Genomic DNA, 13,394 nt, shown 5'->3' with positions numbered 1-13,394 from the left:
TTCTCCTCTGGGGACCGGCCCGGTCCCGACCCTACTCTCCGACCCCGTGATGGCTGCCACGTTCCGCGTCCGGTAGCCTGCCATTATGGACACGTCCGAGGACACCACCACGCGCAACCGGCTCCCCCAGCGCCTGCAGGCATGGCTGGGCACGCTGCGCTCAATGGCGATCTACTGGCGTCCCGGGCGCCAGGCCGGCCTGCGCCGGCTCTATTCGGTATTCGTCCAGCCCGGCGATCTTGTGTTCGATATCGGGGCCCACATCGGTGATCGCACGCGGGCCTTCGCCGCGCTCGGGGCGCGCGTGGTCGCGCTCGAGCCACAGCCCCAGATCCTCCTGCTGCTGCGCAAGGCCACCGCGAGGCTTTCCGATGTGCGGATTCGCCGCGAGGCCGCAGGCCCTGAAAATGGTACCGCGCAACTGGAGGTCAGTCGCAGCCACCCCACCGTCTCCTCCGTCTCGCGGCGTTTTACGCGCGAGATTGCCCAACGCAACCGCAGCTTTCGCAATGTGAGCTGGGACGAACAGATTGCGGTCCCAATGGTCACGCTGGACCAGCTCATCGTCGATCATGGCCTGCCAGCCTTCTGCAAGATCGACGTCGAGGGACTGGAGGCCGAGGTCCTGCGCGGCCTTAGCCAGCCGATCCCCGCCCTGTCGTTCGAGTTTGTGGCCGGCGCCGAGGAGGTCACCGAGGACTGTCTTGCGCACCTGACCGCCCTGGGGGACTACGAGTACAACCTGATCGTGGGTGAACAGCGCCACTTCCGGTTCGACACCTGGCAGGACGCGGGGGCCATCCGCTCCTGGCTGGAGCAGCATGCGGATCGCGTGGGTTCCGGCGACATCTATGCCCGGCTGCGCGGGGCTTGACCCGGGCGACGCTCGCGGACAACGCTGCCTGAATGGACACCCGCAACCTGATCCGCTGGCAGGACCTGACCACCGAGGCCGTTGCCGACCATGCCCGTCGCGACGCGGTCGTAGTGCTGCCCATGGCCGCGATCGAGCAGCATGGCGCCCACCTGCCACTGGACACGGACCTGCGCATCGGCCTGGGCCTGCTGGATGCGGCGGCGCCACTCCTCCCGAGTGACCTCGAGCCGCTGGTACTGCCGCCGATGGCGATCGCCACCAGCGCCGAACACACCCATTTCGCCGGGACGCTGAGCCTCACACCGGAGACGGCGCTGGCCCTGTTGCGCGAGATCGGGGCCGCCGTCGCCCATGCCGGCTTTCGCCGCCTGGTGCTGGCCAACAGTCACGGGGGCAATACCGCGATTATGGAGCTCGCCGCGCTGGACCTGCGCCGGGACCATGGACTGCTGGTCACCAAGCACCATTACTTCCTGCAATACCTGCCGGACACTCTCGACATCCCCGAGCGCGAGCATCGACATGGCCTGCACGGCGGCCTGATCGAGACGGCAATGATGCGCATGCTGGCACCGACACTCGTCCAGATGGATCGCGCGCAAGACGCCCGTTCGTTGGGCGAGGACCTCGAGGACACGACCCGGCGCCTGGGCCCCACCGGCGAAACCGCATTCGCCTGGATGGCGGACGACCTCAACCCCGGCGGCGTGGTGGGAGCCGCGGATCGCGCCACTCCCGAGCTGGGTCAGGTGCTGATCGACCACTACGCCAAGGGGCTGGCCCAGGCAATCACCGATACCGCCGCCTTCCCGATCGAACGTCTGGCCCGCTGACGACCCCACTTACGCTTTCTGGCGGGCGTAACGCTCTTCCAGTGCCCCATACAGCGCGCGCAGCCCCATCGCCTCGCCGCCCTTGGGGCGGCCCGGCCGGGCGCGGACGTTGAACGCCATGATGTCGAAATGCAGCCAGGGCACGTCTTCCGGCACGAACTCCTTCAGGAACAGCCCCGCCGTGATCGCGCCGGCATAGCCGCCGGTCGAGCTGTTCACGATATCGGCCACATCGCTGTCCAGCATGTAGCGGTACGGGGCATGCAGCGGCAGCGGGCAGACCGGGTCGTCCCAGGCCCTGGCCGGGGCTTCCAGTGACTTCGCCCAGGCATCATCGCTGGCAAAGACGGCGCTGATCTCCGTGCCGACTGCGACGCGGGCCGCGCCGGTCAGGGTGGCGAAGTCCACCAGCAGGTCCGGGTGGAAGCTCCCGGCCCGGTCCAGCAGGTCCGCGAGTACCAGCCGTCCTTCCGCGTCGGTATTGTCCACCTCGATCGTCTTGCCGTTGCGCGCGGTCAGCACATCGCCGGGGCGGAACGCACGCGAACCCACCGCGTTCTCCACCGCGCCGATCAGTACCGTCAGCCGCACCGGCAGTTCCGTCGCCATAATCAGGCGCGCGAGGCCCAGGACGATCGCGGCCCCGCCCATGTCCTTTTTCATCTGGCGCATGGAGTTACCCGGCTTCAGGTTCAGGCCTCCGGAATCGAAACAGACGCCCTTGCCCACCAGCACCACGGACGGGGCACCCGCCGGGCCCCAGGTCAGTTCAATCACGCGCGGGCCATGCGCGCTCGCCTCGCCCACCGCATACACGCAGGGGTACGACTTCTCCAGCGCATCACTGTCGCTGACTACGTGCAGGCTGCAGCCAAAGGTTTCGGCCAGCTCGCGCGCGGTCAGGGCCAGATTGGCCGGCATCATGTCGGCGGCCGGCGTGTTGATCAGGTCCCGGGTCATGGCAATGGACTCGATATAGGCCTGCACCCGCTTGCGGTCCACTGCTTCGGGCCAGACCAGCCGCGGCGCCGGCCGATCCTCGGCCGCGCGGTAGCGGTCGAAGCGGTAACACCCCAGGCCCCAGCCGATCGCCGCCTGCTCCTGGGTCGCCGGCTCCAGCCCGTCCGTCTCAAGACGATAGAGCCCGGTGGCCAGGGTCTCGGCGGCTGCGGCCAGCATCCACAGCGGCGTCCCGGCATCGAACCCCACCAGGACCGCGGCCACCCGTCCCTGTTCGCCCGGCACGCGCAGAACCTGACCGTCCTTGCCCTCGAAGCGGGCCGCCTCGGCCCACGCGCGCCAGGTCGGCGGTGCCGCCTCGAGATGGGCTTCCAGGGTGTCGGTGGTAACGGGTACCAGATCGATGGCATCGTCGGCGGCGTCAACAAAGACAGAATCCACGCGGCTTTCCTCCCGGTTCGGCCAAAACGGCCATAATAACGTCCGTCGGCCGCCCCGGCCGGTACACCCACCGCCACAGGATGTGAGCATGACACCAGCGCTGGAAATTCGCGGCCTGCGCAAGATCTACAAGAACGGATTCGAGGCCCTCAAGGGCATCGATCTCGAGGTGGCGCCCGGGAGTTTCTTCGCCCTGCTGGGTCCCAATGGCGCCGGCAAGTCGACCACCATTGGCATTATCACCTCGCTGATCAACAAGACGGCCGGCGAGGTGCGCGTGTTCGGGCACGACCTCGACCGCGATCAGCAGGCCGTGAAGCGCTCGATCGGTCTGGTCCCGCAGGAGTTCAACTTCAACAACTTCGAGCCGATCGGCGAGATCGTGGTGAACCAGGCGGGCTACTACGGCATCCCGCGCCACGAAGCCTGGCGACGCACCGAGCACTACCTGCGCGAGCTGGGGCTGTGGGAGAAGCGCAAGGACATGGCGCGGACCCTGTCCGGCGGGATGAAACGGCGCCTGATGATTGCCCGCGCCCTGGTGCACGAGCCCCGTCTGCTGATCCTGGACGAGCCGACCGCCGGCGTGGACATCGAGCTGCGCCGCTCGATGTGGGATTTTCTGCGGCGCATCAATACCGATGGCCGCAGCATCATCCTGACCACGCACTACCTGGAAGAGGCGGAGTCCCTCTGTCGCAACATCGCGATCATCGATGACGGCCAGATCGTCGAGAACACGACGATGAAGCAGCTGCTCGCGAAGCTCGAGACCGAAACCATGGTCCTGGACCTCAGCGAGCCCGTCCGGCAGCTGCCCCACGACTCCGAAATCCCGCTGCGCCAGATCGACGAACTCACCCTGGAGGCCGACATCCAGCGCGGGCAGCACCTGAACGACCTCTTCCGTGTGCTGGACCATGCAGGGCTGCGGGTTCAGAGCATGCGCAACAAGTCGAACCGACTGGAAGAGCTGTTTCTCCGCATGACCCGTAGCGACGCCGCCCCGAGCCACCTGACTCAGGGGGCCGAGGGCGCCGCCGAACAGCCGGAGAACCCGCAATGAGCGCTCGCCACCTGCACGACTACTGGGTCGCCTTTCGCACCATTGTGACCAAGGAGGTGCTGCGCTTCGCGCGTATCTGGGTGCAGACCATCCTGCCACCGGTGATCACCACCGCCCTGTACTTCATTATCTTCGGGGGGCTGATCGGCGAGCGCATCGGCGACATGGACGGCTTTCGCTACATGGACTTCATCGTCCCCGGGCTGATCATGCTGGCGGTGATCACCAACAGCTACTCGAACGTCGTATCGTCCTTTTTCGGCTCAAAGTTCCAGCGCCATATTGAGGAGATGCTGGTCTCGCCAATCCCGAACAGCGTAATCATCCTGGGTTTTGTGTTCGGGGGGGTGGCCCGCGGGCTCAGCGTCGGCGTGGCGGTCCTGCTTGTTTCCCTGTTCTTCAGCCCTCTGAGCATCCACAACATCGGCGTGATGCTGGTCGTCGTCCTGCTCACCTCAATCCTGTTCGCGCTGGCTGGACTGATCAACGGCGTATTCGCCCGCACCTTCGACGACATCGCGATCGTGCCCACTTTCGTGCTCACGCCCCTGACCTATCTCGGCGGCGTGTTCTATTCGGTCAGCCTGCTCCCCGAGTTCTGGCAGGGCGTGTCGATGCTCAACCCGATCCTCTACATGGTGGACGGATTCCGCTACGGCAGTCTTGGGTCCAGTGACTTCCCGATCATGGTCTCGTTTGCCGTAATTGTGGCCTTCATCGCGGTCTTGTACACGGCGGCCCTGATACTGTTGAACAAGGGGATCGGGATCCGGTCCTGATGCATCACGACAATGCCACCCTGCCCGCGACTCCGCGCAACGTGGGCAAGAGGGGGTTTATTACCGGAAAAAACGTGGTATAAAGCGGAAACTTTTCCGGGTAGAGGCCATATGGGCGTCAAACGAAAGATTCCACCCGTCTTTCTTCTCGGCGCGGCCGGGCTCGCTGTAGCAATCAGCGCCAGTCTCCTTCTCGCTTCACAACCCGCAGAAACCTCGCAACCGCTGGACATTGCAGCGCTGCAGGCCGGGTCCAACGGCAAGATGTCGCCGATGGTCCCCAGCATTTCTTCCAATGGCCGGAATGGTCAGGCCGAGCGTCTCTCGCAGTCGCGCCATACGGCGCCAGCCGAACACACCGGTTCGCACTTCGATGCCGAAGCCACCAAGGTGGCCTACGCGACCGATTTGATTAATGATTCCGGCTTTGACGACGAGACCGACTACCCCACCTCCTACGAAACCTTCGACCTCGACGAAGGCGACGACCGCGTGGTGGAAGACGACCGCTCGGACTGGAACACCCATACGCTAGACCAGGGCGAACGCCTGACCAGCCTCTGGCAACGCGACTGGGATCTGCCGCTGGCGACCCTGTACCGCCTGCTGGACGACGACGAGAACGCCTCCATCCTCAATCGTATCCGGCCGGGTCAGGAGATCGAGTGGCAGGTCGACGAGGAAGGCTACCTGACCCATCTGCGCCTGTGGACCGACCGCGCCAGCGGCTACGAGTGGGTCCGCGAAGACGACGGTTGGGATTTTGAACGGGGCGAAGTCGAAAACGGTCGCGAAGTCAGCCATATGGTGATCAGCGCCGAGATCGAGGGCAATATCTCCGCCGCGTTGGCCCAGCGCACCGATCTTTCGCCACGCGCGGCCGGTGCCATTGCCGTATTGCTGGATCGCTACCTTCCGGTCCGCACCCACGCCCGCAGCGGTGACGAGTTCACCCTGCTGCTGGAGATGGAAACCCTGGTCGGTGACGACACCCCGCACAACCTGCGCCTGCTGGCGTTTGACTACGAAGGTCAGCGCATTTCGGTGCGCGCCGCGCGTAATACCAACGGCCGCTTCTACACGCCGGACGGCGAGAGCCTTTTGCCACCATTCGACCGCCGCCCGTTCTCGGGCAATTACCGCATCAGCTCCAACTTTGACCCGCGTCGTCGGCATCCGGTGACGGGTCGTGTGGCCCCACACTCCGGCACCGACTTCGCGATGCCGATCGGTACGCCCGTGAACGCCCCCGCCGACGGACGCGTCACCCGAGTCGAGAACCACCCCTATGCCGGGCGTTTCATCGTCATCGAACACGGACAGGGATACTCCACTCGCTATCTCCACCTGCACCGGCAACTGGTCAGCGTCGGAGACACCGTGAAACGCGGGGACCGTATCGCGCTATCCGGCAATACCGGCCGCTCAACCGGGCCGCATCTGCATTACGAGATCCACGTGAACAACCAGCCGCGCGACCCGATGCGCGTCGAACTCCCGGAAAGCGAGTCGCTCGCGGGCGAGGAACTGGAGAAGTTCAAGAGCCTGAGCCAGACCCTGCTGGCGCAGCTCGACAACAGCGAACGCAACACGCAGGTCGCATTCACGCCCTACGACGAGTTGCTGAGCCAGTAACGCATAGCCTTTGCTACAGGTTGGCACCTCACCTCGTTACAGGTGGGGCGCGCTTCGATTGTGACCCCCGTACATTCTCCTGCTATCCCGTGTGAACCACTGACGCAGGCGCACCTCGTCTGGCGCGACGGGCGTCCGTACGCACCCGAGTACCAGGACGCCTATTTTGGTTCGGACGATCCCGGCGCCGAGGCCTTCGAGGTCTTCATCCAGGCCAACGAGCTCCCGCGCCGATTTGCCGCCGGCGGAAGGGTGGCCATCGGGGAAACGGGTTTTGGTACAGGCCTCAACGTCCTGCTGACGCTGCAACAGTGGCGGCAACACGCGCCGCCCGGCGCCTTCCTGTCGATACTGAGCCTGGAAGCCCATCCGTTGTCGCTCGACGATCTGCGGGAGGTCCATCGGCACCTGGACCTGGACGACGCAGACAGCCAGGCCCTGTGCGCGCAGTATCCGCCGCCGATCAGCGGCCTGCACCGAATTGTGTTCCCCGGAGCCCGGGCCATCCTGACGCTCGGTCTGGGCGATGCCGCCCCCCTGCTGGCGCAGATCCGCGGCGGTATCGATGCCTGGTTCCTGGACGGTTTCGCGCCGCGTTCGAACCCGGGCCTGTGGAATACGGCGGTCTTTCGCCAGATCGCGCGGCTTTCCCACCCGGGTGCCACCTTTGGCACCTATACCGCGGCCGGTCAGGTACGCCGGGATCTGGAGGCCGTGGGATTTGCAGTCAAACGCGCCCCGGGACATGGCCAGAAGCGTGAACGCCTGCAAGGCTGCTATCGCGGAACCGTACCGGACGCGCACAAGCGGCCCCGGGTTGCGGTCATCGGTGCCGGCGTTGCCGGGCTCGCCTCTGCATTTGCATTGCACAACAGAGGCTGCGAAGTCGGGGTATTCGACCCTGCCGGCGCCGGGGGCGGCGCGTCCGGAAACCCGGCCGCGGTCCTGTTGCCCAACCCTCACCCCAAAGACACGGAGCTGAATCATCTGGCCCTCGCCGGCATGCGCTCGACCCGTGCCCTGCTCGGCGAAATTACCGTACAAACCGGCATTGACCCCGTGCTGGCGGAAGGCGTCTCCTTTCATGGCGTCAGCGCCCATGGCCGCAAGCGGGTGCAGCGCCTGCTGCGCGCAGGGCGGGAGCACACCGGGGCGTTGTTCGAGCCCGAGGGCGGGCCGGATTCGGGTCCGGAGCCACGTCTGTACTATCCCGGGGGGTGCGGCCTTAATCTCGCCCGGCTTTGTACGGCCCTCGCGCAGTCGCTCCCGCCTGTGGAGACCCGCCTGATCACCGGTCTGCGCCTCACCGACGAGGGCCTGATACTGGAAGCCGAACCGGCCGAATCCAACGCCGATCCTCTCCCATGGGATCACGTGATCGTCGCAACGGCGGCTTCCGGGTTGCACACCCTGTGCCCGGAACTGGAACAGGTATCGACCGTTTCCGGGCAAATGACGCGGGTCCGTGCCCCGCTCCCGGACTGGGGCGGACAGGTCGCGACGGGACAGGGGTACTGCATCCCGCTCGGTCCGGGCGAGGCCTGGATTGGGGCTACGTATCGGCGGACACAGATGCCGGATCCAGCGGACGCCGCACCCGACACCACTCCCCGCGCCGAGGACGACCAGCTCAACCTCGAACACCTGAGCTGGATTCCCGGACTCGGCGACCCCGCACAGGTCGAGACGCTGGAACGCTGGGCGGGGACCCGTGCCGTGGTACGCGATCGCTTGCCTCTGGCCGGTGCGAGCCTCCGCGACCCCCGCCGCCGGATCTGGCTGAATGTGGCCCACGGCTCGCGCGGGCTGCTGTACGCGCCCCTGGCCGCGGAATTGCTGGCTGACCGCCTGCTGGGTCTTCCGGAACCGCTGCTGGACAGCACCTCTGGCCGCCTCGACCCGCAACGCCCCCTCTCCTAGTCGCGAAGAACACGCCCCACTAGGGAGATGCTGATTGAATCGCGCGTCCGCGCTCGAGTCGTTTTTGCGTGCGTTTAATGCGCGGTGACGGCCGTGCAGTCATTCTGCACAAAGGAGCCGCAACGCCGTTCCCACGCCCGTTTCTGATAACAACGGGCGGCCGAGCCCCTGCTTTGAATGGCTGGTGGGGTTGGTGCCCCCTGTTCCCCGATCCTGCGTTGCGCCCCGAATCCATCAAAAACGGGCGGGTAGAACCACTACCCGCTGCCAGAGGCGCCTTGTCTCGGAAAACAGGGGGCGCCAACGCGGACGTGCGATTCAATCAGCGTCTCCCTAGCGGAGTGTTGGCGACTTACGCCCGCGGCGTGGAGCGTCCATCGTTATGGGGTGCATCACCCGCCAGGCCGACATCATTGTGCCCCTGCGCCTTGACCTGATACATCGCACGATCGGCCGCAACCATCAGGTCCGACAGATGCCGGCCTACATCCGGATAGAAGGCCACACCAATACTGGATGTGATTTTCAGCTCCACGAATTCGCCAGGACCGGTGTGGACCTCGAACGTATTATTGAGGTCCTGCTGAACCCGCTGGGCCAGATGAAGGCCCTCTTCACGCTCCTCCAGCGGCGCGGTCAGGACGATGAACTCGTCCCCACCCAGACGGACGAGGACGTCGTCCGGGCGCAGGTGCGATTTCAACCGTTCCGCGACCCGGCGCAAGAGCTGATCGCCCACGGCATGACCATAGCGGTCATTCACCGGCTTGAAATGATCCAGATCGATGAAGAGCAGCGCGAGGCGCCCCCCCTGACGCTCGGCGCGCGCCGCTAACCGCGGGAACGCACGATCCATTGCCGCCCGGTTGGCCATCCCGGTCAGGGGGTCTTCCCAGGCCATGGTCTTCAACTTGACTTCGAGTTCCCGCCGATCCGTGACATCAAGCGCGTGCCAGACAACGGCGGGAAGGCCGTTGATTGCGCGCGCAAGAGGCCGGATCCGTGCCTCGAACCAGCGCGCACCGGTTTCATGCTCGGGGATACCCAGGCGCTTCAGCAGATCCACGTCCAGACGGTATTCGTTCGTTTGCAGTGTCCCCTCGTCGATCGCCCGGTTCACCATTTCCAGGAAGTTCGCCGCCACGTCCGAGGGAAACAACTGATCCAGGGTGTCGCCAAGGAGGGCCGGGGCCATCTCCTGTCGATGGCAAGCCTCCCCGAACACGTGTCGAACCGTTCCCTCCGAATCGACCACAAAAGCATACCCCGGAATGGCCTCGAACATCGCGTCCTGTAGATCCCGCGCCGCCGTCAGTGCGTCGAACAACAACCGGTTTTCATTGACGTCGACGAACGTCAACAGCCATGCACGGCCTTGCTCCCAGTCCACAGGCACCCAGCGCAACAGGAAAAATCGACAGCCCCCTTGAGACACGCATATGCGAACCTCGCGCCCATGTGTCTCGGCCGGCGTATCGGTGAAATCGAGGTTGGGTGGAAGCCGATCGAGATCATCCGGATGCACAAGATCCAGCTGGGCCAGCACCGTATTCACAGGCGGTTGTTGCCCCAGCATCCGAACAAACGCCGGGTTTGCCCAGATGATACGTCGCCCGGATACCACCAGCGTCGGGTCTTCCAGTCGATTCAGCAAACCCCGGTAGCGATCAAGGTCGCGCCGACGGGCCTGCAGGCCCGTCCCAACCCGATAGGTGTACCCGCCGACCGCAAGTGCGGCCACGAACCCCAAGGCCCACCAGGCCATGGGGCGGTCCGTCGCCCTGTACGCCGGGTCTACATCGGCCAATAGTTGCCATTCGCCCCCGGGAAAACGAATTCGATGCCGGTACGGGGCATCCTCGCCGAGGCCATGCGGGTTGTAGAACAACGGGCCGGCCTCGCCCACACCATCCCGGCCGCGCAGGGCCAGCAACAGCGTCCCCCGTTGTTCACCGATGCCCGCACGCTCCAGCAAGGCCTCAAAATCGAGCGCTATGCTGCTGATGCTCAGCTGGTTTGCATGCTCGTCAATGACTAGGTGAGAAGGCCCATCTGGAGCGGGATCCGTGTCCACCGGGGCGCGCACCAAGAGCCCATAGCCACCCTGAACCAGCGGCCAGGGGCCCGCTACGACCACCTCTCGTTCGTTCAGGACTCGGCGAAAGGAATCCGCCTGTTCGGGATGAGTCGCGAGATTGAGCCCGACCACGTCCTCGTTCCCCTCGAGGGGATAGACGAATTCGATGATTGGCCCCCGTGCCAGCGTGAGGGAGATCACCAGGTCTTCATGCCCGCGGTAGATGCGCTCGGCTACGCGCTCGAACTCGTCGCTTTCCAGGTCCGGATGCACATAGGCGTAGGCCGCCAGGCCGATGGTCGAATGCACCAGCCCATTGATCAGGCTTTCCACCTGAGTGCGCAGACTGGCGAGCTCGCCCGCCACCGCGGCACTCTGGCGATCTTCCAGCTCGATCTTCCAGGCGCGATCAATCAGCAGAAACAGCCCGAGGAACACGAGAGCGGCCGCCAGGCCCAGAACAAAGGGACCCGCCGTGGAGTGCGAATCCCGGCCCTCGTGTCGAGGCGCGTCGTCAGGGGCTTCCGTGCGCGTGTGGGTACTGTCATCCATGCCCAGACCTGTCACTACCAGCGGAATACCCACTATGCGCCCAAAACGCCCCCCTGTGAACGGTGAGATCGCTGCTCGGCAAAGGCCCAGAAACATGCTTCCGCGAGGCATGAAAGGTCCAGATAACACGGGCGGAAGGAACGGTATGGTGGGGGCGGCCGGACTCGAACCGGCACAGCCTTGCGGCCGAGGCATTTTAAGTGCCTTGCGTCTACCCGTTTCGCCACGCCCCCGGGGACTCGCATCATACCGGCTGCGCAAGCCCCGTGTGGAGTGTCAGTCGTGCGACTCGCTCCCCTGCGAGCCGTCCGCCATCTCGGCGATGGGCAGCGGGATGTGCAATGCAGCGGCCATGGCGCGCAACAGCTCGATCTCGGCCACCTGAACACCACCGCCGCGCTGAACCGTCGCCAGCATCGCCTCCACCAGTGTCCGCTTGTCCTTGACCCGCAGCTGGTCGAGCCGCTCCAGGGCCTTGTCCAGCACGGATGCCCAGGCGGTACCGGCGGTGGCCTGCTCGAGCTCGGGCGGAGCTTCCGACTCCAGCGGCATGATGCCGGTCAGCGCCGCCACACCGGCATTGAACGCCGTGACAGCCGCTTCGGCGTCGTCCGGGTGACCATGGTGCGCGAGGACCGCCAGCACGTAGCGCGCCTGGCCACTGTTATCGGCCAGTCGCCGGCGGCCGCCCGAACGGGCCTGCGAGGGACGTTCGACATCCCGCAGGTGACGCCGTACAAGCCGTCCGAGCGCATATTCGAAAGCCGACACCCGCCCATCGGCCTGGATCAGCTCGTCCACCAGCCCCGACAAGACCTCACGTTCCTGTGGCGGGTGCCGACGCAGCACGGGGAAAGCCATCTCCAGCAGCGGAATGCGCAGGTCGGGACTCAGCTCCGGGACCTCCTGCAGCAGTTCGCGTACACGCTTCTCGCTGTCTTCACCGCGCGTCTCGAGGATGCACATCAGCTGGGCATCCCTCACCTCGGAGTCTGGCGAAATCAGCAAGTACAGTACCGCCTCGGCGGCCCAGCGGTCGGAATGCACCGAACGTTCCAGGATACTCGGCACCGCAGCGACCAGGAACCCGGCCCCGAGGATATGCGCAAGTCCGGGATCGCCGATCGCATCGAGCAGTGCCTCGGGATGCAGCCCCAGTCCGCTGCCGGCCTTCGGCTCGGCCTGTTCGCGTGCGGCCTCGGCCTCCTGCTCCTCGCGCCGGCGCCGCGCATCTTCCTGCATGCGCTTGTGCAGGGCCTTGAGTTCCGAGGGATCAAACCCCGGCTCGATCTTGCGTATGCGATCCTCCAGCGGCGGATGCGTCGCGAACATCCTGCCCAGGCCGCCATTGACGAACAGCATGTGCCCAACCTCCTCGCTGTTCGCGTTAAGACCGGAATAGCTCGCTCCGATCTTCTTCAGCGCCCCCGCAATGCCCTCTGGCTGCCGTGTGAACTGCACCGCCGAGGCATCCGCCAGGTACTCGCGCTGGCGCGAAACGGATGCGCGGATCCAGCGCCCGAAAAACAGACCGATATAGCCGACGATCATCAGCACCAGGCCGGCGACTACGATCCCGCCGGCGTTGCGGTTGTTACGTGAAAAGCGCATGGCCAAAAGCACGCGCTGCCCGATCAGCGCCATCACCAGAATCCCGAACAGCATCCCCACCAGACGGATGTTCATGCGCATGTCGCCATTGAGGATATGTCCGAACTCGTGGGCAACCACACCCTGCAACTCGGCCCGGTTCAGATGTTCCAGTGCACCGCGCGTGACCGCAATCGCGGCATCCGATGGTGAGTACCCGGCTGCGAAGGCGTTGATACCCGGCTCCTGCTCCAGCACGTAGACCTCGGGCACAGGGACGCCCGAGGCGATTGCGACTTCTTCCACCACGTTCATCAGGCGTCGACGCAACGGGTCTCGCGTGTCGCCCTCGACGCGTGTCCCGCCAAGCTCGCGCGCCACCGCGCCACCGCCATCCCGCAGGCTCAGCATGCGATAGAGACTGCCCAGGCCAATCAGCCCCACGGTGAACGCGCTGGTCCAGCCGACCACCTCCAGGTTGTCGCGAAGAAACTCCCGGGTCAGCCAGGGTTCGCCCGGTGCGGTCGCCTGCGCCTGGCCGAACAACACCAGCGCGATCAGGTTCATCACCACCACAATCGCCAGCACGGCCAGCATGAACAGGCCCAGCAGCCAGCGCGTGCGCCGCTGGGCACGGTCCTGATGCTCAAAGAAATTCATGCCC

At 65.4% G+C, this 13,394-nt stretch carries 9 protein-coding genes and 1 tRNA gene; 6 read left to right on the top strand and 4 right to left on the bottom strand.

All coding sequences use genetic code 11. The features are described from left to right. The first annotated feature begins 85 nt into the window (after positions 1-85). Both F813_RS0112495 and F813_RS0112490 read left to right on the top strand, forming a co-directional pair. Positions 86-874 (top strand): FkbM family methyltransferase, encoded by a 789-nt coding sequence (locus tag F813_RS0112495; RefSeq protein WP_017926819.1) that lies wholly within the window; start codon positions 86-88, stop codon positions 872-874. Positions 875-906: 32 nt separating this feature from the next. Beyond that, positions 907-1,710, top strand: coding sequence for a creatininase family protein (locus F813_RS0112490; protein ID WP_017926818.1), 804 nt, complete (start codon positions 907-909; stop codon positions 1,708-1,710). A 9-nt stretch (positions 1,711-1,719) separates the two neighbouring features. Here F813_RS0112490 and F813_RS0112485 read toward each other — a convergent pair whose 3' ends face one another. Further along, positions 1,720-3,111 carry a M17 family metallopeptidase gene (locus tag F813_RS0112485; protein ID WP_012982486.1) on the bottom strand — a complete coding sequence of 464 codons (1,392 nt, stop codon included), beginning with the start codon at positions 3,109-3,111 and terminating at the stop codon, positions 1,720-1,722. 88 nt (positions 3,112-3,199) lie between these two features. Here F813_RS0112485 and F813_RS0112480 point away from each other — a divergent pair, with 88 nt between their 5' ends. From F813_RS0112480 to mnmD, 4 genes are all read left to right on the top strand, one after another. Continuing rightward, positions 3,200-4,177: an ABC transporter ATP-binding protein gene (locus tag F813_RS0112480; protein ID WP_012982485.1), complete on the top strand. Its 978-nt coding sequence runs from the start codon at positions 3,200-3,202 to the stop codon at positions 4,175-4,177. Continuing rightward, positions 4,174-4,956 (top strand): ABC transporter permease, encoded by a 783-nt coding sequence (locus F813_RS0112475; protein ID WP_012982484.1) that lies wholly within the window; start codon positions 4,174-4,176, stop codon positions 4,954-4,956. Before F813_RS0112480 ends, F813_RS0112475 begins: the two co-directional genes overlap by 4 nt. Positions 4,957-5,067: 111 nt before the next feature. Next, positions 5,068-6,591, top strand: a complete 1,524-nt coding sequence (locus F813_RS0112470; RefSeq protein WP_369759351.1) for a peptidoglycan DD-metalloendopeptidase family protein — start codon at positions 5,068-5,070, stop codon at positions 6,589-6,591. A 60-nt stretch (positions 6,592-6,651) separates the two neighbouring features. Beyond that, positions 6,652-8,511 (top strand): tRNA (5-methylaminomethyl-2-thiouridine)(34)-methyltransferase MnmD, encoded by a 1,860-nt coding sequence (gene mnmD, locus F813_RS0112465; RefSeq protein WP_017926816.1) that lies wholly within the window; start codon positions 6,652-6,654, stop codon positions 8,509-8,511. A gap of 352 nt (positions 8,512-8,863) precedes the next feature. Here the strand turns inward: mnmD and F813_RS0112460 are convergent, their stop codons facing one another. From F813_RS0112460 to F813_RS0112450, 3 genes are all read right to left on the bottom strand, one after another. After that, on the bottom strand, positions 8,864-11,140 hold the full coding sequence (locus tag F813_RS0112460) for a diguanylate cyclase (protein ID WP_017926815.1): 2,277 nt from the start codon (positions 11,138-11,140) through the stop codon (positions 8,864-8,866). Between the two features lie 146 nt (positions 11,141-11,286). Next, positions 11,287-11,373 (bottom strand) — tRNA-Leu (locus F813_RS0112455). Between the two features lie 43 nt (positions 11,374-11,416). Then, entirely contained in the window at positions 11,417-13,390 is a 1,974-nt protein-coding gene (locus F813_RS0112450; protein WP_017926814.1) for a M48 family metallopeptidase, read from the bottom strand. Positions 13,391-13,394: the final 4 nt, after the last annotated feature.

Origin of the sequence: Thioalkalivibrio sp. HL-Eb18 (genome assembly GCF_000364985.1) — a bacterium.
Classification (GTDB): Bacteria; Pseudomonadota; Gammaproteobacteria; order Ectothiorhodospirales; family Ectothiorhodospiraceae; genus Thioalkalivibrio.
This window is presented reverse-complemented; position numbering and strand designations above follow the sequence as displayed.